This window comes from Pantoea sp. XAF26B01_ASV70 (assembly GCF_054512635.1).
Map to the genome: position 1 here is coordinate 2,494,612 of NZ_CM137251.1, position 23,505 is coordinate 2,518,116.

The 23,505-nt window shown below is 57.6% G+C and carries 16 protein-coding genes; all 16 read right to left on the reverse strand.

What is annotated here, in order from left to right; all coding sequences use genetic code 11:
- The 16 genes from ACX8ZY_RS11680 to ACX8ZY_RS11755 all read right to left on the reverse strand — a co-directional run bounded on the left by ACX8ZY_RS11680 (nucleotide 1) and on the right by ACX8ZY_RS11755 (nucleotide 23,497).
- Nucleotides 1-1,542: a glutathione ABC transporter substrate-binding protein gene (locus tag ACX8ZY_RS11680; RefSeq protein ID WP_158131768.1), complete on the reverse strand. Its 1,542-nt coding sequence runs from the start codon at nucleotides 1,540-1,542 to the stop codon at nucleotides 1-3.
- Nucleotides 1,543-1,564: 22 nt separating this feature from the next.
- A complete protein-coding gene (locus ACX8ZY_RS11685) occupies nucleotides 1,565-3,430 on the reverse strand; it encodes an ABC transporter ATP-binding protein (protein ID WP_158131769.1) in 1,866 nt (621 codons plus the stop codon).
- A 15-nt stretch (nucleotides 3,431-3,445) separates the two neighbouring features.
- Complete coding sequence (gene dgcA / locus ACX8ZY_RS11690; protein WP_158131770.1) at nucleotides 3,446-4,411, reverse strand: N-acetyl-D-Glu racemase DgcA; 966 nt, start codon at nucleotides 4,409-4,411, stop codon at nucleotides 3,446-3,448.
- A gap of 1 nt (nucleotide 4,412) precedes the next feature.
- On the reverse strand, nucleotides 4,413-5,420 hold the full coding sequence (gene dgcN / locus ACX8ZY_RS11695; protein ID WP_158149382.1) for an N-acetyltransferase DgcN: 1,008 nt from the start codon (nucleotides 5,418-5,420) through the stop codon (nucleotides 4,413-4,415).
- A gap of 361 nt (nucleotides 5,421-5,781) precedes the next feature.
- A complete protein-coding gene (locus ACX8ZY_RS11700; RefSeq protein ID WP_233267941.1) occupies nucleotides 5,782-6,177 on the reverse strand; it encodes a hypothetical protein in 396 nt (131 codons plus the stop codon).
- Nucleotides 6,174-10,541, reverse strand: coding sequence for an RHS repeat-associated core domain-containing protein (locus ACX8ZY_RS11705; RefSeq protein WP_459259941.1), 4,368 nt, complete (start codon nucleotides 10,539-10,541; stop codon nucleotides 6,174-6,176). Before ACX8ZY_RS11705 ends, ACX8ZY_RS11700 begins: the two co-directional genes overlap by 4 nt.
- A gap of 3 nt (nucleotides 10,542-10,544) precedes the next feature.
- The gene (locus ACX8ZY_RS11710; protein ID WP_083068286.1) at nucleotides 10,545-10,985 is read right to left on the reverse strand and encodes a DcrB-related protein; all 441 of its coding nucleotides are present in this window, start codon (nucleotides 10,983-10,985) and stop codon (nucleotides 10,545-10,547) included.
- A 17-nt stretch (nucleotides 10,986-11,002) separates the two neighbouring features.
- The gene (locus ACX8ZY_RS11715) at nucleotides 11,003-11,848 is read right to left on the reverse strand and encodes a hypothetical protein (protein WP_182499955.1); all 846 of its coding nucleotides are present in this window, start codon (nucleotides 11,846-11,848) and stop codon (nucleotides 11,003-11,005) included.
- Between the two features lie 68 nt (nucleotides 11,849-11,916).
- Nucleotides 11,917-12,435 carry a hypothetical protein gene (locus ACX8ZY_RS11720; protein ID WP_233273060.1) on the reverse strand — a complete coding sequence of 173 codons (519 nt, stop codon included), beginning with the start codon at nucleotides 12,433-12,435 and terminating at the stop codon, nucleotides 11,917-11,919.
- Nucleotides 12,410-14,974 (reverse strand): type VI secretion system Vgr family protein, encoded by a 2,565-nt coding sequence (locus ACX8ZY_RS11725; RefSeq protein ID WP_421664976.1) that lies wholly within the window; start codon nucleotides 14,972-14,974, stop codon nucleotides 12,410-12,412. The genes ACX8ZY_RS11720 and ACX8ZY_RS11725 overlap by 26 nt, the downstream gene beginning before the upstream one ends.
- Before the next feature lie 16 nt (nucleotides 14,975-14,990).
- Nucleotides 14,991-16,496, reverse strand: coding sequence for a serine/threonine protein kinase (locus ACX8ZY_RS11730; protein ID WP_158131773.1), 1,506 nt, complete (start codon nucleotides 16,494-16,496; stop codon nucleotides 14,991-14,993).
- Nucleotides 16,497-16,523: 27 nt separating this feature from the next.
- Nucleotides 16,524-19,133: a type VI secretion system ATPase TssH gene (tssH, locus tag ACX8ZY_RS11735; protein WP_337030439.1), complete on the reverse strand. Its 2,610-nt coding sequence runs from the start codon at nucleotides 19,131-19,133 to the stop codon at nucleotides 16,524-16,526.
- 54 nt (nucleotides 19,134-19,187) lie between these two features.
- Complete coding sequence (gene tssG, locus ACX8ZY_RS11740; protein ID WP_346531920.1) at nucleotides 19,188-20,234, reverse strand: type VI secretion system baseplate subunit TssG; 1,047 nt, start codon at nucleotides 20,232-20,234, stop codon at nucleotides 19,188-19,190.
- Nucleotides 20,231-22,102: a type VI secretion system baseplate subunit TssF gene (tssF, locus tag ACX8ZY_RS11745; RefSeq protein ID WP_158131775.1), complete on the reverse strand. Its 1,872-nt coding sequence runs from the start codon at nucleotides 22,100-22,102 to the stop codon at nucleotides 20,231-20,233. Before tssF ends, tssG begins: the two co-directional genes overlap by 4 nt.
- Before the next feature lie 2 nt (nucleotides 22,103-22,104).
- A complete protein-coding gene (gene tssE, locus ACX8ZY_RS11750; protein WP_010246069.1) occupies nucleotides 22,105-22,680 on the reverse strand; it encodes a type VI secretion system baseplate subunit TssE in 576 nt (191 codons plus the stop codon).
- A complete protein-coding gene (locus ACX8ZY_RS11755) occupies nucleotides 22,670-23,497 on the reverse strand; it encodes a type VI secretion system accessory protein TagJ (RefSeq protein ID WP_062757464.1) in 828 nt (275 codons plus the stop codon). Before ACX8ZY_RS11755 ends, tssE begins: the two co-directional genes overlap by 11 nt.
- Nucleotides 23,498-23,505 lie beyond the last annotated feature (8 nt).

The following is a 23,505-nucleotide window of genomic DNA, read 5'->3' on the forward strand; positions in this document are numbered from 1 at the left end:
TTATTTAAAGTACGCCTGAGTGAACAGTAAATTGCCATCAGGCAGCATCGAAACGCCGCTCAGCGTGTTGCGTTTGCCGACCAGATTGTCTGGCGTGCCAAGGAACGCCACCGGTGCTTCTTTCCACAACACCTTTTGCGCTTGTGCATAGGCGATGCCACGCTTTGCCGGATCGGCCGTCGCCAGCCCGGCAGCAATCGCTTTGTCTGCATCAGCGTTACTGAAGTAGGAGACGTTATACGAGGTCGGAACCCAGGACTCGGTGGCAAACAGCGGACGCAGCGCCCAGTCAGCATCCCCTGTAGAGGTCGACCAGCCGCCATAATAGAGGTCAAACTCCGCCTTTTTCGGGTCCTGAACGCCCCACAACTTAGCGTTGCGCGTGCCAGAATCCATCGGTGTTACCGTGGCACGAATGCCCGCCGTGGCCAGTTGCGCTTTCAGCACCTGAGCGGCACGGACGCTCGCCGTGGCGTTGGTCACCCAGAGCTTAAGATCCAGTCCCTCCGGATAACCCGCCGCTTTCAGCAAGGCTTTGGCCTTATCCGGCGCATAGCCGTAATCAGGATCGTTCTGTTTCTGATAGAACTGTACGCCTTCCGGGATCGCGGATGTGGCAGGTTTGCCCAGACCGGCAAAGGCCACTTTCAGCCACAGATTACGGTCAATCGCATAGTTGATCGCCTGACGCACCCGAACATCGGCCAGCGGCTTGTGCTGCGTGTTGATCGCCATGTAATAAAGGTAAATGCTCGGATCGCGCTGAATGGAGAGGTGGCTGTCCTGCTGAACGGCTGCGATGAGGTCTGAAGGCAATGGCCAGATGGCGTCCACCTGACCCGACTTCAACGCTGCCACCCGTGTCGCATCTTCGGGACTTGGAGAGAAGATGACATGGTCGACTTTTGGCCATCCCTGCTGCCAGTAACCTGCATATCTGGCCAGCGTAACGGCTTTGCCCGGTTTCCAGTCGACAAAGGTAAACGGACCGGTTCCCACCGGATGCAGTCGCAACTGCGCTTCGTCCGGATATTGCTTAAGAATTGACGGACTCCACATCACCGCGGAAGGATGCGCCAGGGTGTTGATAAAGGCCCCGAACGACTGATTCAGATCGATTTTTACCTGGTCGGGTGCCAGCACTGTGACCTTATCAATCATTTTGTAGAGGCTGTTACGCTTCAGCCCTTTTTTCTGATCTGCCAGACGATCAAGGTTCGCTTTGACGGCTTCTGCATCAAAAGGGGTACCGTCCTGGAAGGTAACGCCTTTGCGCAGCGTCAGCGTAAATTCGGTGGCACTGTCATTAGAGGTATAACCGGTCGCCAGCCACGGTTGCAGCTTCATCCGGGAATCAAACTGGAACAGGCGCTCAAAGATGCCGCTCTGAACCGAGTAGCTGACATTATCCGAGGTGTCGTGCGGATCCAGCCCCGTGATATCGGCATACATTGAAATGCGCAGATCCTGTGCCTGCGCAGTCATGACCAGCGTCGTAGTCAATGCGAGGGCGAGCGAAGTACGGCGAAACAGCGTTTTCATAAATTCTCCTGGTCGTTAAGGATTATTGCAATGCAATGCCGTCAGCTACCCAGTGCTGGGGGGCAACCTGCCGATATCGGGTTTTAGTGACCGTTTCGCCCACCTTACGCAACGGCGAGGGGATTTCGCTGTCATCGAAAATACGGGGCTGACGATTTTCGGGATCCGCTACCGGCACGGAGGCCAGCAGACGTTGGGTATAGGGGTGTTGCGGCTGATTAAATACCGACTGGCGCGGTCCAAGCTCCACAATCTGGCCGAGGTACATCACCGCGACGCGATTAGCAATACGCTCGACGACCGCCATATCGTGAGAGATGAAAATCCATGCCACGCCCGTTTGCTGCTGCAGGTCCATCATCAGATTGACCACCTGCGCCTGAATCGAGACATCAAGGGCCGATACCGCTTCATCAGCAATAATCACTTTCGGTTTCAGCGCCATGGCGCGGGCAATAGCAATACGCTGACGCTGACCGCCAGAAAATTCGTGCGGATAACGACGCGCGTGCTCTGGCAGGAGACCGACGCTCTTGAGCAGCGCATCTATCTGTGGGGAAGCCTGTTCAAGCGAAGAGACCATGCCATGTAACAGCAACGGCTCGGCAATGGTGAAACCCACTGTCAGGCGGGGATTCAGTGACGCATAGGGATCCTGAAACACCATCTGAATTTCACGGCGGAGCGGCTGGAATTCTGCCTCTTTCAGGTCAGAGATTTCCTTTCCTTCAAAGTGAATACTTTCAGCTTCACTGTTGATAAGGCGCATCAGCGCCCGTCCGGTTGTCGATTTGCCGCAGCCGCTTTCACCCACGATGGCCAGGGTCTCACCTGGCCACAGACTGAAATCAATCTGCTCAACCGCATGCACGTGATGAGTAAGGCTCGATAAGATGCCGCTGCGAATCGGGTAATAGACTTTTAATCCGCGCACATCCAGCAGCGGCGCAACGTCATAGCGAGCGGTATGCTGTTCGCCTTGCACAGCCTCGCGGGCACCGGGCAGAGGAAAGCGTTGCGGCCATGTGTGTTCCCGCATATCACCGAGTTTTGGTACTGCCGCCAGTAACGCTTTGGTATACGCATGCTGCGGGGCGGCAAAAATCTCAGACACGGTTCCCTGCTCTACCACTTCGCCACGCAGCATGACCACCACGCGATCGGCGATTTCCGCTACCACGCCCATATCATGAGTGATAAACAGCACCGCCATTTGTTTCTCACGTTGCAGTTCACGCAGAATATGGAGAATGCGCGCCTGTACGGTGACATCCAGCGCTGTGGTAGGCTCGTCAGCAATCAGGAGTTGTGGGTCACAGGCAAGGGCCTGCGCAATCATCACACGCTGCCGCATGCCGCCTGACAGCGAGTGAGGATAGCTTTTCATGACGCGATCCACATCGGCGATACGCACCTGTCGCAGCAATTCACGCACCCGCGTATGGGCCTGCTTTCTGTCGCACTGCTGATGATCGCGTAATGCCTCGGTAAGTTGATCATCAATGCGCAGCACCGGATTCAGCGAGGTCATGGGCTCCTGAAAGATCATCGCCATTTCACGGCCCCGCAACGTGCGGCGCTGAGCATCATCCAGCGTTTCTAACGCATGCATTTTTCCGCTACGGTCGCGGAACTGCATGCTGCCGCCATCGACACGGCCGCTGTTTGCCAGCAAGCCCATCACAGCCAGCGACGTGACAGATTTACCTGAGCCGCTTTCACCCACGACGGCGACGATTTCACCTGGATGAATGGCAAAACGGATGCCTTTGAGTGCCTGATTCTCACCGCTGCGTCCATGAAACGAGACGCTGAGATCCTGAATCGCCAGCACGGGAGAGGCAGAGGCAGCGCGGGTTGCAGGGGAACTATGTTGTGTGTCCGTCATCGTCGCCTCACAGAGTTATAGCCAGATACGGCCTTGGGAGTAGCTCAGGAAAGGAGAACTGTCGGCGGCAAGCCAGATGGGGCCATCCAGATCGACGAACTCAGCGTTAACCGCGACGGGCAATGCGGCCTCCATGGCCAGTGACGAGCCCAGCATGCAACCGACCATAATGCGCATATTGAGCGTCCGGGCTTCATCCACCATCGCCAGCGCTTCAGTCAGGCCACCGCACTTATCCAGCTTGATATTGATCATCTCGTAGCGATCGCGTAATCCGGCAATATCCGCCCGCGTATGGCAGCTCTCATCGGCACAGACCGGTATGGGATGTTTGAAACGTTTCAGGTCATGGTCCTGTCCGGCGGGAAGGGGTTGCTCCACCATCGCGATGTTGAAGGCCTTCAGTGCCACCAGCAGGCTTTCCAGTTCCAGACCCGACCAGGCTTCATTGGCATCGATAATGAGCGTGGCATGCGGTGCCGCCGCGCGAATCGCTGCTACTTTTTCCAGAATCGCATTACGGTCGAGTTTAATTTTGAGCAGGAGGGCGCCACGTGACACAGCATCCGCCGCCGCCAGAGCCATACATTCCTGCGTATCGAGGCTAAGGGTTTCTGCCGTAACGACCGACTCTGGCTGAGAGCAGGTGCTCTTTTGCCACAGCGTCTGATTAGCCCGTGCGGCATCAAGTCGCCACAGCGCACAGTCCAGCACGTTGCGCGCTGAACCGGCGGGTAAGCGGTGTTGCAGATCATGATGGCTGAGGCCCGACTCAATGTCAGTGCGTACCGCTTCGAGCATGGCCTTAACGCTATCCGGCGTCTCATCGTAGCGAGCCGTTGGTGTACATTCGCCCTGCCCGATGAATCCCTCCTGCTCCAGCGTGACACGGATGACCGTCACGGCGGTACGGGTACCGCGTGCGATAGCAAAGGGTCGCGCCAGCGGCAACTCCACCACATCAATCTGCAACTTTCTCATTTCAGCCACGCTCCTGAAGCAGTGCGGCGATCTCATCAATACCAAAACGCACCGGATCTGTGGCCGGTAAGCCAAACTCAGCGCTGATTTCGGCGCAATAAGCGAGCGCCTCTTCTTCACTGTAATTGGAGGTGTTGATAGCAAAGCCAGCCAGCTGAACCGACTCACTGGTCACCTGCGCGGCACGCAGATTGGCTTCAACGCACGCCTGCAGGCTGACCATGGGCTGGTGTGGCAAATGACGCATATGAGGTCGTCCCATTTCATGGCACATGACCAGCCAGTGTGGTTGCGCACCGTGCATCAGCCCCATACTGACGCCCGCATAAGAGGGGTGGAACAGTGAGCCCTGGCCTTCAACGATGTCCCAGTGGTCCTCGTCATTCGCCGGTGAAAGCGCTTCTGCTGCACCGGCAATAAAATCAGCGATGACCGCATCGACAGCGATGCCCTCCCCTGCGACCAGAATCCCGGTCTGCCCCGTGGCACGAAAATCAGCTTTCAGGCCGCGCGCACGCATCGCCGCTTCCAGCGCCAGTGAGGTGTACATCTTGCCCACTGAGCAGTCTGTACCCACGGTCAGTATCCGCTTACCTGAACGCTTCTTACCGCTGCCCACATTGAGCGCTGGACGCATATGACGCAGGTCAAAAAGCTCAACGCCCGAAGCCTGCGCAAGCGTCACCAGTTCCGGTTCGTCTACCAGCCGATGGTGCAGACCACTGGCCACATTCATGCCTGCTTTAATGGCACCTTTGATCGTTTCAAGCCAGTGCGCTGGCAGATAGCCCCCGGCATTGGCAGTGCCAAGCACCAGCGTTTTCGCTCCGCGCGCTTTGGCGCCGGGAATATCCAGTTCATCCAGACCCAGACTGACCGTGCAGCCCGGCAGTTTAATTTCGCCAACGCACTGCTCCGGCCGCCAGATATGAATACCGCGCGCCGTTTTTGCCGCAAGGGGATCGGTAACATCGCCAAGAAAGAGTAAATAGGGTTGTGGGATTAGCATGTTGTCTCTCGTTTCAGCCAAAAGATCAGGTTCTGAAACCACTATTTCATGCGCTCTGAAAGGTGACGAATGCTTGTTTAGCTGGAGGGTATAACGGCAGGTTATAGCCAGAGGTAATAGTGATGATGGATGGGTTTTTCAGGAGGATTGGAGGGAGGTCAGATTAAAATATGGGGCGAGCCATAGGAAAAGGAGATGTTTATGCAGGCAGAAAGGATGGGCTATGGACTGGAGCAGGAGAAGGTAAAATGGCTTATAGAATATTTAACGCCGGGCCGCTGGCGAGACATTCATGACGAATGCCAGCGACCCGGCCGGCTTATATCAGCGCAACAGAAAATCCCAAAACGGAAATAATCTTTTAAATATCAGAATTTTTATTCTTAATACCCAAAACTTCACGCCCCCAGCGTAGTTCTTCTTCAGTTTTCTTCCTTAACTCTAAAATGACATATCCTAATAACTCATGTAAATTTTGGCCAAGATACAATTTAAAAAAATACCCTTCATTCCTTATGTTAATAAGGAACACTGTATCCTCATGGTTTTTCTCCAGTTCTGTTATTAGCTTTTCTAAGCCTATCGCATTTAATCCTGAGCGTTTAGCATTCTCATAATGAACTTTCATCAAGCGCAATTCATTTTCTTTATTGCATTCAAAGGCAGCAATTTTATTATTGCCATTATTGTTCAATAAGCCCTTGTAAATCTCAGGAAAATGCTCATCTATAAGCTTGGATGCTTTTAAGTCAATCACGGCAGAAATACCTCCACATCACCAAACCGAACTCCTTTCATTAATATCTCTCGCTCCATCCATTCATCAAAGGAATATTCCCACGACCAGGCATCACCTGGTTTAGGTGCTCCCGTTTTAACTCTGAGCACAACACCCTCTGCACCAGCGAACCCTCGCGCAACAGCAGGATCATCAGTCCATGAAGTAAATGGACTATCTCCAGACACACCGCCGAAGTTATGCTCTTCAGGAGATATTTTAGAATTTACATTACCCGGTACAACCTTACCTTTCAAAGCATTATCCCATTCAGGATGACCTTTATGTATCCCTCTGTAATTATATTGCCCTTGCTCAGCCTCGGGTAACCGCTTTGTTGGTTTATCACCACATGCTGTCAGCCCCCATGGATCCACCCAACCCAGTGCATTCGGCGCATACTGGTAAAGGTTGATCCCGCCCGCCAACCCTATCGGGTCCTGCTGGGTAAACCGTCCGCTGTCCGGGTCATAATAACGAAACAGATTGTAGTGCAGTCCGGTTTCCCGGTCCAGGTACTGGCCCTGCATACGCAGGTTCTGCTCCACCACAGGAACACGCTGGCTGGACTCGCGCAGCAGCTTGCCCCACGGGCTGTTGATACCTTCCCAGGCTTTTTGCCCTTCACCGTCAGTCAGCAGCTCCGGCATTCCGTTGGCCGCATTATGGAACCAGTAAATCTCCGGGCTTTCCACGCCATCAATACGGGCCAGCGGTTCATAGCTCTGGCTGTCGCTGTAAACGTAGGTCAGCGGAGTGCCGTCGTGGATTTCCTGCAGCAGGCGGTAGCCTTCCCAGACGAAGCGCGTCGTGACGGCGTTGCCAGACGGTCTTCCCTGCAACAGCTGCTGGCTGGTTTTACTGATGCGGCGCCCAAGCGGATCGTAGCGGAAACTCACCTTTGTACGCGGCTTGTTACGGTCCCGTGGCTCGCTGATCACATCCGTCAGGCGATGCTCCCCATCATAGCGATATCGCCAGCGGGTATGCCCGTCATCTTTCTCAGTGGTACGGCCATGAATGTCATATTGCCAGCGGATACCGTTCAGTCCGGTGACGCGGTTATGCATGACATGAGCGGCACTATGGCGATCCAGCGGGTTGCCTGCGCCATCCCAGCGCCACTGTTCATTACCCGGCTGCGCACCGTCCTGTGACAACAGCCGGCCGGCGTTATCGTAGTTCCATAATGTCTGGCTGAACGCATTATCGTCGCGCTCTTCACGGATCAGGTTGTTGCCGTAATCGAAGTCGCGCCGGCGGGACCAGACGCGCGGTGCAGGACGCTGTGAGTCACCCTTAAACACGTCACGGCGGCGCAGTCTGCCTAAGCGATCGTATTCACTGCGCATGGTCAGGCCGCCCTGCGTCCGGCTGAGTTCCCGATGCAGTGTATCCCGGGTAAATTCCGTGACCGGCAGGTTGTCTAATGCGATGCTCAGCAGATGCCCGCTACCATAATAAAGCTGCTTCAGGTTGCGGCCATCCGGCAGCGTCAGGGCAGTGCAGTTGCCCAGCGCGTCATACTCCCACGCCAGTTCGCCCTGCTCCCCCTGCTCAGCAACGATGCGGCCCAGCACATCATACTCAAAGGTAATCTCCTGCTCGGCCTGCTGGCTCCACTCGGTGTCAGACAGCGGCAAATGCTGCGACACTTTGCCCAGTTGCCCCCCACCGCTGTAGTGATAGCGCGTCTGGCCTTCCGGCGTGGATTGCGCCAGCAGTTGCCCCGCACGGCTCCAGTGATAGCGATGGGTAATGGACTGAGGATGTCCGGCGGCAAAGGTGCGTGATACCGTGCGGCCCGCCGCATCATAGTCATATCGTGTGGCAACACCATCCAGCCCGACCTGGGCCAGCAACAGAGAATCTGCGCCCCACTCGAACTGATACTGCTCGCCGTTCTCGTTTTGCAGCGCCGTCAACCGGCCACGGCTGTCCCAGCTTCGCTGAACCGTCTCACCCTGTGCATTACGGTTGGCGATCAATCGCCCGACATTGTCGTAACGGAATTCACTGCGCTTGCCATCAGCCGACTCATAGGCCAGCGGCAGTCCGTTTTCACTCCAGTGCAACCGCTCTTCCCATCCTTCTGCGCGTTCCAGCTGAAGAGGACGGCCTGCTGCATCATAGTGATAACGGGTTTCTTCACCATCCGGCGCGATGACACAGCTGAGCCAGCCCAGGGGATGATAACGGTAGCGCGTGGTCAGCCCTGAACAGTCGGTTTCACGGATAACCTGGCCGGCATCATTAAACTCACGGCGGTAGCTATTACCTGCTGCGTCAGTCTCTTCGACAACCAGTCCGAACTCATCCCGCTGATAGAGCGTGCTTTGCCCGAGCGCATCAACAACGCGTTCAAGGCCGTGATGGGGATCGTAATAGTATTTCGTTGTGGAACCGTCTGCTCCGGCAACAACCGTGGGCAACGAACGGTGTGACAGCCATTGCACCGCCTGCACACCACCGTCAGCATCCTTCTCTTCAACACGGTTGCCCAGATCGTCATAGGTGAAGCTCACCGCGTTGCCCAGCGGATCGATGCGACGCGTCAGGAGTTCGTTTTCATCCCACTCGTAGCGCCACTTCTCGCCGCGCTCGTCGATAAAACAGGTGATGAGGCCCGCGGCATTCCAGTGGTGTTCGCGCTGCTGACCGTCATAGGTCGACACGCGGGTGATGCCCGCCTCAAGATCGTAATGCATGTGGCAGCCATCACCGCTGTTGGTGCGGTTTTCTACAACGCGCCAGTGATCCAGCTTCTGCCAGCGATATTCACTCTCCAGCCCGCCCGGCAGTTGGTGCCAGACCATCAATCCATCGTCGTTGTAACGGAAGCGTCGTGAGACAACGCCTGCGGCATCAGTAACGCTGGTAAGCTGGCCCCGATCATTGTAGGTCCATCGCGCTAATGGCCAGTGCTGATCGCCATCAAAATGGCTGGCTGATGTCGGACGCCGCGCGTGCTGTTTGTCGTCGTAGTGCAGCGTGACGTCAATCGCCAGCGGCGCGTCATGGATACGCACCAGGCGGGCCTGTTCATCCCAGCCCATCTCCAGCGCATTACCGTACTCGTCGCTCAGTGAAGCCAGGCGCAGCACCTGCGGATCAGCGGCCGTGCGCCTGTAAAGACGCCATACCGCACCGTCGTCATCGGCAATGGCGATATCGCCAGACTCGTTGCGCCGTACCATCAGCCCTTCGCTGATGCTGTAAAGCACCTCTTTGTCACCGGGAACGTCAAAGCTCAGCTCGCGCCCGTTGTCATCAAACCAGGTTGCCCGATTCCCTTCCAGCGTCAGGTAGCTGTCAAACACCGTGGCCCAGCCCTGACCAAACAGGCCAGCGCGCTGGGTCAGACTGTTATAGCTGCGCTGAAAACTGAGCGGGAAACGTCCGGGGAGGGAAAAATCACGCTCGGCATCATCATTAAGGACTTTGACGCCGGTCGCCGCATGAACCGGAAACAGCGACGAGAAGGCCGCATTGATAGCCATGTCCGCCGCCATACCGCCCACGGCACCGGCCAGCGCGCAGGGCATGTTTTTGATGATCTGACTGGGGCGACCACGGATGAGGGAAAGGCCGATCATCATCACGGCCAGACCTGGCACCTTGCCACTTTTGATCTCTCTGACCGTGACGGTTTCACCACCAATGATGACATTGGGGGAAACATCGTCGCTCACGGTGGCGTCACAAGTGGTTTTATCCTTTGCGCGCACTGCAGGCTGGCCATTGATAAAGACGCTTTTCGATCCCTGAGCCAGATATTGCGGTGCACTGTGTTTTTCACAGGCCACTTTGTCCTGCTCCAGCGGAGAGGTGCCCGCATCGGCGGAGGCTACCGTGGGCTGCCACATTGCACTGCCAAACTGGCCGACCGCAGAGAGCAACATGCCGCCATAGTCCGCGAAGCTCTGCGGCGATTGTGGTTCCGGTGGCGGTGTCTCGCCAGGCGTGAGCATCCCGGCCGCGCGTGCGGCTAAAAGACCATTAACGTAGACATCCACTGATCCACTGGCGATTACTCCGGCAGGTGACGGCGGGAATATCATGTTACCCAGCCCATCGGCCGCTTTACTGATCTCTTGTGACAGACCAACGGCATTGGCCAGTACACCACCCAGAATACCGCTGAGCAGGCAACTGTTACCCACGGCTGCTACACTCGCCGCTGCCGCCCCTGTACCCAGCAGGGGCGCTGCCGAGACGATAGCAGCACCCACTGCGGCACCAATGACGGCATAGGCCGCACCTTCCGCAACAATGCTTGTGATATCAGCGAAAATGCTGGAGTGAATGATCTCGTCGCCCACGCGGGCAGCAGGGTTATCCATAGGTTATGCTTTCCGTGGATTGTTCAGACTCAGGCTTTGTTTAAATGCACTCCAGCGCTGTCCATCCTCTTCATTGAATGGACGCATGGCTGAGAGCGTAAAAATCATTAAGATGTTGGTATCCGGGACCTGTGTAGCCAGCTGTTTCTGCCACACTGCCTGCCCGTTACGGTCAAATACGGTTTCAACTTCAACCGCGTGTAATGTGTTATCCACACCTGCCATCAAACGTACAAATTCAGTCTGCTGGATATGGCCCATCTGACTCCGCAATGTGTCCCACTGACGCTGGAACTCTTTTTCCGCATCACTGCCCTCAGAAATAACGCCACGGCTCACAACCCAGGCCAGCCCACTGGCTTCATCGCGGAGAATATTCATGGTGGTGTCCTGCCAGGCAGCAGGAAAAAGCGCAAAGGCGCCCTCATTGAATTGGTAATGCATATTGGGTATCCGTTTTATTAATTGTTTGTGGCGGGTGGAATAAGGCTATGATATTCGCCATCAACGTTATCGGCATTAGTGAGTATCTGTGTATTATCACGCGCAACTTTAATGTCGAAAAGTCGATGCGTAATATCAGGATCGCCACCGCAACTGGCGTCGTGATTATCTTCACGAACCGTAATAACAAAGAAACTTTCATCACTGCTGTCGTCAAGATCGTATCGCAGGCATTTCTCATCGAGGGTGGTCAGTTGCCAGGTATGAATTGCTTTGGTTGCAGCGCTGATAGCCTGGTCAGCGCTGATTTCGCTTTGCTCTGCCCCCATGTCTGTTTTCAACATGATGCAGCTGACCTTTCCCTGGTCAATCTGAAACATCAACTGTTTCCCGCCAGACGGGTAGACAAGCCAGTGCTGATTATCACTGTTATCTTCTTTTCCGGGTCCATAGGCTTGCTGAACCTGTTCCAGACTATCGCCTACCTTTATATTTCGGGACGTCGGCACATTGGCATTTTCCAGTAGGATCTCAGCCAGAACCGTGTGGCTGGCATCTCCCACCGCCGCCGCGCTGAACAACTCAAAGCCGTCATAGCTATGCTGGAAGTAGTTGTACTGCTGGTTATTGATAGCCACTTCTCCGGCCAGAACTGAACTCAGAGCCTTACCAGCCCGTACGAAGCTTTCATTGCTCCATGTGTCTCCGGGAGTGAAAGCATAGTCGTTTAGCAGAACGGAAAAATCGCCCTCGTTAAGGGCAGGAACAGACGATTCCGTGCTGGATTCGGCCCTGGCAATGCAGGATAAAACCATGAGAACAGACACAAATATAAGGCTGGTGAAAAAACGATTTACAATCATTGTGTTTTTATCGGAGTAAAGGCATAAGGGCCTCAAATATGAGGCAATGGATTCAACATCACGTTCTTTTACTCATCGGCAGTAATAATAATTTTATTCAGGCAATCAGGGTTTTTGGCAGAAAATGAAAACGTGATGACCTGTCCATTAATATCTGGGGATGATGTATAGCTGGTCACTTCGTTTTCAGACTGCCCCCGAGGATAATCGGTTAACTTAACACTCTGATAGTGCTTTTTGACATCATCGAGCGAGAGGCATTTCCCATGAGGAATAAAGCTAAGGAAAGGGGGCATGCCATCAGATGTTTTACTTAAACGCAATTCAATATCCGTAATCTCCGAAGCATCTTGTAGTTTTACAGGATTAGCCTGATAGAAATTAATGTACTCATTTTGACTTTTTAATGTAAACGCCAGTGGTACGTGATGAATACGTTCCACAGATAGATTCTTTATGGAGGTACTCATTTTTGTAACAAAACCCCATATATCTTCTTTTTGCATCTTCGCTTCCACTATTCCGCTTAACATGAAACCAGCCATTAATAAAATAAATACCTTACTTTGTCGGATAATTTTTATCATACCAGCCCCCATAGTAATCTTCGTAAAGTTGATTGGTAGTTGAGGTTTTTTCACCTTTACCGAATATACGACCAATCTGCGTCCTGGCTTCGCTTTCGCTTATGTCACCTTTACTCAGGGAATCATAGATTCCGTTGTACCCTTTCTGATTTGCTGAATTGCCAGCTATACCAATATCTCTGCCCTGATTTGCAATAATTTCGCGCTGTACGCGAATATTGTTAAGTGTTGCTGCCCCTTCATCACTAAGTGCACTATTCAGGTAGGCTTCACGTGTGGTTACATTGATATCAGGCTTATACAATGCATGTCCACTCTCATGTGACAGTGACTGCACCACTTTTGCGGCATCGTTCATATGACTTTTATCAACAGTAATAATCCGGCTCTGACGATCGGCAAACGTACCTTTACCTGCAGCCCCTTCCTTAAAAACCCAGCCGCGCTTTTTGAGGGTCGTGATGTCCTGTTTCATGGTCGGTGATTTCTCAACCATATTGTCTACATCTGCGCCAAAGCCACTAAAAGAAGGACCCTGAGTATTCGTAGCTAAGCCGGCATTTTGTGACGCGTCGGCAGGCGCGCTTGCTAATGCACCTGCCTTATTCTCCTTTCCCGGCGTAAATTTCTCCTTTACAGCCGCATCAATATCACCTTTATGACCTGCACCTGGCGCAGACGTACCAGGTTTAGCACCCGAAGTATTTAGATTCAGTTTACCGCCAGTGGTGATATGTCCGTCGTTCTCAACAAAGAAGTTAAAATCTTTTCCAATAAGATTTATTGTGCCATTAGCATTGAGCTCAATGGCACTTTCACCAGAAACAAGTCTCAACTGCGATCCCGACGCCAGAACATACTGTTCGACTACTGCATCAACTTTACTCAGGCCAGTGAGGATTTCAGTTCCGCCTTTTATGGCCTGAATCTGATTACCTTCAACCCTGTTGAGCTCATTTTTAGCCACATAGTGGCTTCGTTCCCCACCAACACTATGTGATTCATCGTTTTTAACATGGGTATCCATGTTCTTCTGCGCCTGAATCCACAGATGTTCCTCACCCGATTTATCCTCAAACCTTAACGCGTTCGCGGTGTCCGCCGTGCCATCCTTCGACCGGCTCAAAAAGCCCATCTGCGTCGCTGCCGCCGGCAGCGCCCACGGCGGCATGCTTGCCTCGTTGTAAACCCGGCCGATGATCAGCGGACGATCCGGATCGCCGTTGATGAAGTCCACCACCACTTCGTCGTTCACTCGCGGGATCTGCACCCCGCCAAATCCCTGGCCGGCCCAGGCGCTGGAGACGCGCACCCAGCAGGAGCTGGTGTCATCGCCCTTCGCCAGCCGGTCCCAGTGAAACTTCACCTTCACCCGCCCATAGCGGTCGGTCCAGATCGACTCGCCTTTCGGTCCCACCACCTTCGCCGTCTGCGGGCCGTGCGTTTTCGGCCACGCCGTTTCCGGCGGCGTGCGGTAAGTCACCGACGACGGCAGCACCGTGAAGTGGATGTTGTGACGGCTGTCGCCGGTGTCGCCGCTGGCGTAGGAATTTTCAGCGAAGTCATAGATCGCCGAGGTCACCAGATACTCGCCGTTGTCGCTGAAGTGCGGCGCGTTGATGATCGAGAAGGTAAAGCCCGGCGCGATGCCGGTGGCCGTGCCCGACCCGCTGACGCTGTGGTGCTCGGCCTGCCACACCTCCTGACGGATGCGCGCGTAGGACTCGCCGTGGCTGTGGTCGACAAAATGGCCCGGCCAGTCGTAAACGTCCACCGAGCCCGGCACCGGCGACGCCGGATTCTGCCGGGCCTGCAGCATCCAGGCGTTCGGCTTGCGGAAGTCGTAGTCGTCGGTACTGTAGATGCCCGGCGTCACGCTTTCCGCCAGCGACCACTGGCTGATGCCCTCTTCAGTCACCACGCCGCCCGACGGGGTGACGTGATAGGCAATGGTCTCATAGCCCGGAAACGCCTGATGCTGGTCCGGCGCGTCGCACAGCACCAGCGTGTGTCTGTCCGCCTCGTGGCGGAAGAAATAGTAAATCCCCTCCAGCTCCATCAGGCGGCTGATAAAGTCCAGGCTGCTCTCCTGATACTGCACGCAGTATTCCCACACCCGGTAGCTGCCCGCCAGGCGCGTCTCCACATTGACCCCGTACTCCTTCAGCAGCGTCTGCACAATCTGCGGCACCGTCTGGCTCTGGAAGATGCGCAGGTTGCGGTCGCGCTTCATCGGCCACAGGTCCGGCTCGACCGTCAGCTCATAGACCGCGTAGCGGGTGCCGCTCAGCTCCTGGCTGCGCACCGCCACCCGGGTGATTTTGCCGTTGAGGTAGCGCGGGCTCAGCGCGTTCATCAGCCCGTCGGTCGGCAGCGTAAACGTCACCGGCTTCCCCAGCAGGGCGTGGCGGTCGATGCGCGCGTCGGTGGCCAGCAGTTCAGCGGTGAGCACAAACGGACGGGACAGCGTCTCGGTGCCCTTAAGCGTATGGAACAGCAGGCCGTCCGCCGGCAGCTGTGCGGTAATGCGTGAGAACATAAGTAATCCCTGACTATTAACTGTGTGGATCGAGCAACCAGACACCTTCTTCACTGATGTTCAGCGTTTGTTCGCGGGTGCCACTCTGGCCGCTGATGGCAAAGGTGTAGTTGCCCGGCGCCAGCTGCAGCGTGGCGAAGCCATTCACCGCCGGCACCAGCGCCTGCGGCTGACCGTTCACCTGAACGCGTTCACCCTGCTGCAGACGGATATAGACCTGGGCGACCGGCGCGGGTGGTGGTGCCGGTTGTGGATCGGGTTCACGCTCGGCGGTCTGCGCGGGCTCAGACGTCTGAGCCGGAGTGCTGGCAACGGTATCCGGCGGGGCCTCAGTCTGAGTCGGAGGCGCGGCAACCGGCTGGTTAACCGGCGCGACGGTGACGGCAGGCGCGTCGTTTTGCGCGGTCTCAGCCGGCGGTGTCTGTTCGTTACCGCGTGACATCAGCAGACCGGCGCCCAGGCCGACCAGCACGCCAGCGGCAACCAGGCCCGGCAGTGCAAAGCGGTGTCCCAGCAGCGTTTTCAGTTTCGAGGCGGGTTTGATCACCTCCTCTTCTTCTTCAATCGGCACCAGCATGGTGCCCGGCCTGCTGATTTTTGCGCTAAGCAGCGGTTCCGGTTCACGTTCCGGTAGCGCCATCAGCGCAGCAAAATCATCAATGCTCTGCGGACGATCTTCCGGTTTCAGCGCCAGCGCACGATCGACGGCGCTGAGTAGTGCCGTCGAGTAGCCCGCAATACGACGCTGCACCAGCGGCTGGTAGTTATCTTCGATGCTGCGCACCACGCTGACCGGCGGTGGCGCACCGGTGATCAGGGTATGCAGCACCGCGCCCAGCGCGTAAATATCGGTCCACGCGCCCTGCTCACTCTCATCATTGTCGCTGTACTGCTCAATCGGCGCATAGCCGGGACGCAGCATCGTCTCGCTCTCATCCGACAGATTGCCGATGGTTTTACGCGCCGACCCGAAGTCCAGCAGGATCGGCTCCCCGCTGCTCTGGATCTGGATGTTATCCAGCGAGATATCGCGGTGCAGATAGCCCGCTTCATGGATGGTTTTGATCGCGCCCAGCAGCGGTGGCAACATGCGACGGATCCAGGCCTCATTTACCGACTGCGGATTACGTTCGCTGAAGTTCGAGAGTGTGGTGCCGCTGTAGAACACCGTGCCCATGTAGGCGGTGTCGTTCTGCACCCAGAAACGCAGTACGTGCAGCAGGTTGGGATGGTTAAAGCGCGCCAGCAGCCGCGCCTCCTGGATAAAGCTGTTCAGTCCGGCGTGAAAGGTTTTGCTGAACCGTTCGCTGCGCAGCACCAGGTTGAGGTCATCGCTGCGCACTGCCAGTGAGGCGGGCATAAACTCTTTGATGGCGATATCACGTTCCAGCTGGTGATCCCAGGCGCGATAGACGATGCCAAAGCCGCCACCGCCGATGACCTCTTTGATTTCAAACTCATTGAAGCGGTAACCCAGCGGCAAGGCGTTGGGGACATTCAGGGGTTGATCATGTTCCGACATATTCGATTACTCTCTGATAGCCAGGCTTTAAACCGCGAACTGGCAGACAAATTCACCCTGCTCACAACGCACATCGACGCGGCGATAGCGTTCATCACGGGCGTGGGCGCTCAGCAGGATCTGGCTCATCTGTGGCAACAGCGTGTTGGTGAGGATGGCATCCACCATGCGACCGCCCGACTCGACTTCGGTGCAGCGCTGAACGATCTGGCTCACCACTGACTCGTCGATCTGCGCCTCAATGCCGTGGTTCTCGGCCAGACGACGCACAATGCGCGCCAGCTGCAGCCGCACAATCTCCGCCAGCATCGCGTCGCTGAGCGGGTAATACGGCACCACCAGCAGACGGCCCAGCAGCGCAGGCGGGAACACCTCCAGCAGCGGCTTACGCAGCGCGGTGCTCAGGGCGTCGGGATCGGGCATCAGTTCAGGATCGGCACACATCGCGCTGATTAACTGCGTGCCGACATTGGAGGTCAGAATGATGATGGTGTTGCGGAAATCGATGTGCCGGCCTTCGCCATCCTCCATCCAGCCTTTATCAAACACCTGGAAGAAGAGCTCATGCACATCCGGATGGGCTTTCTCAATCTCATCCAGCAGCACCACGCTGTAGGGACGACGGCGAACGGCTTCGGTCAGCACGCCGCCCTCGCCGTAGCCGACGTAGCCCGGCGGTGCGCCTTTCAGCGTCGAGACGGTGTGCGCCTCCTGAAACTCACTCATGTTGATGGTGATGATGTTCTGCTCGCCGCCGTACAGCGACTCGGCCAGCGCCAGCGCGGTTTCGGTTTTGCCGACACCGGAAGGCCCGCACAGCATAAACACACCGACCGGCTTGTTGGGATTATCAAGGCGCGCGCGCGAGGTGCGTACCCGTCTGGCGATCAGATCCAGGCCGTGACGCTGGCCGATGACCCGCTGGTTCAGGGTGTCGGCCAGATTCAGCACCGCGTCGATCTCATTCTTCACCATTCTGCCCAGCGGAATACCGGTCCAGTCAGAGACCACGGCAGCCACCACGCCTGCATCGACGGCGGCAAACAGCAGCGGCGTGTCGCCCTGCAGCGCAGTAAGCTGCTGCTGCGTCGCATCACGCTGTTCACGCAGCGCCGCATCCTCTTCTGTCACACAGCGGGCGCGCAACGCAATCAGCGTCTCGACCAGTTCGCGCTCCTGCAGCCAGCGCTGTTGCAGCGCATCCCGCTCGGCTTCCAGCGCAGTGCGCTGCGCTGCAATCGCCTGCTGGCGGGTGGCGTCGCCCAGGCCCACCCGGATTTCACGTTCAATGATCTCCGCTTCAATCTCCAGCGCCGCCAGACGGTGAAGACAATCTTCCAGCGCCGCGGGCTGCGCGCCCTGGCTAACTGCCACGCGGGCGCAGGCGGTATCCAGCAGCGCCACCGCTTTGTCAGGCAGCTGGCGCGCCGGAATGTAGCGATGCGACAGTTTCACCGCCGCACTGACCGCATCATCCAGCAACAGCACCCGATGATGTTTCTCCAGTGCGCTGACGGTGCTGCGCAGCATCAGAATCGCTCTGGCTTCATCCGGCTCCTGCACCTGCACGGTCTGGAAGCGACGGGTCAGCGCTGGATCTTTCTCGATGTACTTTTTGTATTCCGCCCAGGTGGTCGCGCCGATGGTGCGCAACTGTCCACGCGCCAGCGCCGGTTTCAGCAGGTTGGCGGCGTCACCGGTGCCCTGCTGACCGCCTGCACCGACCAGGGTGTGGATCTCATCAACAAACAGCACAATTGGCGTCGGGCTGGACTGCACCTCATTGATCAGCGCCTGCAGTCGTGCTTCAAACTCCCCTTTCATGCCGGCACCCGCCTGCAGCATGCCGATGTCCAGCAGCCAGAGCTGCACATCGCGCAGCGGCGCAGGCACATCGCCCGCCGCGATACGCAGCGCGAGGCCTTCGACCACCGCGGTTTTGCCGACGCCCGCTTCGCCGGTCAGCAACGGGTTGTTCTGGCGGCGACGCATCAGGATATCGACCATCTGGCGGATTTCGTCGTCACGTCCGGTTACCGGATCAATGCGGCCTTCACGGGCGCGCGCCGTCAGGTCCTGCGCATATTGTGCCAGCGTGCTGCCACTGGCGGCGGGCGGTGCGCCGCCAGCATCCGCCGGTGCGCTCAGCACCTGCTGTGCTTCCTTGCTGTTGCTGAGCAGCGTGTCGAACTCCGCCAGCAGCGCATCGGCGTTGACGCGGCTGAACTGACCGGAGATGCCTTTCAGCACGCTGGCCAGGTTGAAGGTTTTCAGCATGCCGATAAGCAGATGGCCGCCGCGAATGCGGGTCGCGCCATATTTCAGCGAGGCGTAAACCCACGCCCGTTCAACGGCGCTGTCGATATGCTCGGAGAGGTCGGAGACCGCACTGGCACCGCGCGGCAGGCGATCCAGCGCGGCAACGATATCCTGAGTCAGGGCCTTTTCATCCAGTGAAAAATGTGTGATGACCTGCTGTAAGTCGCCATCCTGCTGCTGCATCAGCTGATGCAGCCAGTGCACCAGCTCAACATAGGGATTGCCGCGCAGTTTGCAAAAGGCGGTGGCGCTTTCCAGCGAGGTAAATAACAGCGTATCCAGTTTGCCGAATAGCACGGCACGGCTGATTTCTGACATAGGGGGCTCTCTTCAATGAAAGACGCAGGCTGTGTAACAGGAAAAGCGGCTGGGCTAGCGCGAAGCAGCCTCAACCTCAAACATAAAATCTTCACGATCTTGCGGCTGCGGCGCATGCCCCAGCCAGCTGGTATAGCCGAGTCGGGCACCTCCACCCAGCGTCACACCCTGTACCTCGTCAGCGGCCAGGATCAGGCTGAGATCCCACTGCATTTCGATGCCGAGGTAGTGACGCACCCAGTCGCGTACTTCACACGCGCCGGGGGCATCCGGCAGAAAACGGGCATATTGCGCGGCGCTGAGCGGTCCCAGGTGCAGGCGAAAACGGTGCTGCACATCGCGCACCGCCACGCCGAGAAATGCAGAAGCGCCCAGCCGGGGCATATGGCGTCCCGCGCCCAGTCGGGCCTGATCGCGGCTGTCCAGCGTCAGCCAGTGCGGCAGGTTCTGCGTCAGCCTGACCGGCACACCAAAATAGTGGCGCAGAATCCGCACCAGCCCTTCGGCATCATGGCCGTGGCGGCTGAGGTGACCCACCAGCATCAGTCGGGCATGGAGGCTGAGCGAGCTGGCCTGCTGCTGGGCCGGTAAACCGATGCCGGCCAGGCAGGCGAGATAGTTAAGGAAGCGACTGTCGTCGGGGCGATCCAGCGACACGGTCGGCTGCGCATCGGCCCAGGCACGATAAAAAAGCAGCGTGGCGCGATGGTGAAACAGGTCAGCAAACGCCGACAGGCTGTGATCCTGATGATGCACGATACGTTCATGCACATATTCGGTCAGATGGGTCGGCAGCGGACCGTTGGGGCCAAACAGACCGAAGCTGTAGATGGATAGCTCATGACGTCCCGCTTCGTCACGCGGCGTGGCGCTGGCGACGGTGGCGGGCGCAAACGCCAGTGACGGTGTCTGACTGATGCGCACCGATTCGAACTTCGGCAGCGGCGCACGGCCCAGCGGATAGCGCTGACCGCCCTGCGCATCCAGCCGCCGCAGCAGCTGGAACAGATCGTAGCGCCACGGCGCGGCCATCACCCGCTGCCAGAAATCATCCGGCAGACGGGTGAGCCGGGGCAGCGAAATCACCTTTTCGCCACTCATATCAGCGCTTTCCGGCCCATGCGCGGCGGCCAGTAGCCCACTTCTCCACGCTGCTGGCTGTTCAGGGTGAACTCCGTGAAGCTGTTGAGCGCCACAAGGCGGCCACAGACCCGCTCCAGCACGCTGCCGAACAGCCACGGGCTGGCACCCGAAAACGCCTGCTCATCCACTTCCAGCGTGATGCTGACACCGCGCGCAAACACCACCGGGCCCGGCTCCGGCACGCGGCGGTTGACCGCGCTGAGCGTGCAGTGGCGGATGCCGTCAATCTGACGTGCGACCGGCGCTTCCGCCAGGTTGGCGTAGAGGCTCAGCAGCTGACGCAGCGCCGCCGCGCCTTCTCCGTCGCTGCTGTCCATCAGGCTGAGGTAGTTCATCTGCAGATGGCTGATCAGCCGCCACGCGGAAAGTCCCTCGGCCAGCGCCGGACGCGGAGGCGTCGGCCCTTTGCACAGCTTCAGCTCCGATACCGGAATGGAGTCCGGCATCACAAAGTTGCCCTGATCCTGCTGCAGCATCAGCGGCAGATCGCGGCTGGTACACATCACGTCAGCGGAGAGATAGCGCACCTCGTCGTGCCACGGCGCGTGGTGCTCATCCACCAGCGACAGAAAGACTTCTGAGCCGATGTAACCGGTGCGCGTGCCGTAGCGCTGCGCCTGCTCGGACAGCGTACGCTGTTCGCGGCGCAGTGAAAAATAGGCACCGTAATCGCCCTGGTCACCGCTGAAGGTGCTCCAGAACGGACGGAAAACCTGCTCTTCGCGCTTGCCCTCTACCGTAGCGAACAGCCGCTGCACCGAGTGCACCTCATAATCCAGCGGCCGGATGTTATCCACCACCAGGTGATATTCATGCTGGCTGTCGCTGACCTTCAGGCGCTCGGCGGTTTTCGGAAACAGATTGATGACAGGCGTGCAGTGCAACGCCAGATGGCTGTGATCGACCACGCTTTCCAGTGCGCTGTCCGCTTTATCGAGCAGAATGATGATGTCGAACGCCATGGCGTTGTCGCAGCGGCGCAGAAACGGGGCCAACTGGCTCAGACTGATAAACTGGAAGCGCGCCGGAAAGGCGAAATACTCCTGCAACAGACGATAGCCGTCGAAGTTGCGCAGATCGTCCGGCAGCAGCGCCTGCTCCGGCGCAAAGCCCTGCTGCTGTAACGCGTCGTCTGTCAGCACCTGACGCTGTGGCCGCTTCTCAACCGACTGCAGCACGATGCCCACCCGGTGCTGCATCAGCAGCTCCAGCAGTTTCAGTGCCTGGATATCCGGGCCGCTGAGAAACAGCATCAGATCGTCCACGCTAAGCTGACTCAGCGAGGAGATCCCTTCGCAGCTGATGCGCATACGCAGCGCACTGACCGCGCCCAGACCGCCGAGTTTCAGCTCGCCAGAGGGCAGATCGCCGGGCACGCCGCCGAGACTGGCTTCACTGATGCGCAGCGGATGCAGTACCACATCGTGCGCGGTGGTATAGCTGCAGGTCACGCCGGTTTTTTTCAGGTTCTGGCTCTCCATCATGGTGCCGCGCGGCACGCGAAAGCCCTGGGTGATGTCGCCTTTGCGGCTGTCCGGCGTCAGCTGAGCGATCGCGATTGACGGCGTTGGCGAGAGATAGGATGGCGCAATCATCTCCAGCAGACGCTGCGAGAAACGCGGAAACTCCGCATCCATCTTCAGCTGCACGCGCGACGTCAGGAAGGCAAAACCTTCCATCAGCCGCTCGACATAAGGGTCCGCCACGTCAATGCCGCGCATGCCAAGACGTCCTGCCACTTTAGGGTAGCGCGCAGCGAACTCGGCCCCCATCTCACGCAGGTAGGCCAGTTCACGGTTGTAATAGTCGAGCAGATTGCTGTCCATGATTACCCTGCATCCTGTAGTTCGAAATGGCCGCTCTCCAGATCAACCTGAGTGCGGAACAGAAACGCCAGCGGATAAGGCACGCACCAGAGCCGCCCTTTGATCTCAATCGACAGCACGTTGTGCAGGCTGAGCGAGCCGAGATCGCTGACGCAGCGCACCTGTAAACCCTGCGGCAGGATGCGCGGCTCGAAGTGCAGAATGGCGTTGGTCATTTTGCGCTGCATATCCTGCCATTCGATATCGGAGACGTTCTGCCCGGCCAGCGGTGCCACACCGAAGTTCCAGACAGAGCGCTGCACCTGGTCAAAGCCGCTGAGATCCTGCTGCGCTTCATTGTTGATGGTGTTGAACAGCCACTGCAGATCGCGCAGTACGTGACGGCGCAGCGTGCTGTGAGTGATCAGCATGCTGTTGTCCGCTTCCTGCTGTTTATCCGGCGCGTTGTCGGTCAGGCGATCCAGCAGCGAGGATTGCAGCTTGTCGCGGGCGGTTAACGCATCACGTTTTTTACGCGCGCGAAAGCCGCCATGCAGCTGGGCATAGCCGTCGTTTTGCGCGCCTGAATCATGGCTCATCGGCGGACTCAACGCTGTCAAACGCGACCTGCAGCAGGCTCAGCAGCGAGAATTCCGCGCTGTCGCTGAGCCACATTTTTTGTCCCTGGCCGATAAACTGGTCCGGATCCTCACCCAGCGGCTGCCATTCGGTGACGCTGGCGCGCAGAAAACGTTCGTCAGATGCCGCCAGCAGCGGATAGCGCGCCGGGATCTGGCACACCTGCTCACTGCCATCAACCAGCTGCACACGCGTGTGACGCCACACCAGATCGGTGACGCTGGCGGGTGCCTGAAACTGCATCTCACGAATGGCGGCAAACGGGATCCAGTAATAACGGCCCTGACTGATGACTTCACACACTGGCCCGAAACGGCTGTCGCCATCCATCAGCCAGCTGAATGCAGTGGGCTGATCCTGCTGCGTTGCGGTGCCGGGATTGGCCGCCGCGAGCTCAAGCGCTTCAGCCCGCAGCGTGCTGCCGCGCGCGACATCACCCGCGGTTTCGGCCTGCAAGGCGGCCAGCAGCGTGTCGCACCAGTGCCAGGCGCTGCCCGGCAGCACCGGGTCGGCCTGGCCACGCAACACCGCGTCACGCTGCAGCTCACCGGCGATCGCCTGTTGCAGCAGATTAACTGTCGGTTGCGCCTGCGGGCTTAACGCCAGCCAGGATTGCAGCTGCGTCTGCGCGCGCGCCCAGTTGCCTGAAAGACAGAGCAGCTGCACAAAGGCGGCCCGCAGGTCAGCATTCGCCGGATTTGCCTGAATCTGGCGGGTCACGTCAGCGAGCGTCTCGCCGAGGGTGGCGCTGGCCAGACGGTGTTGTAAGGATTCCATGCAAACTC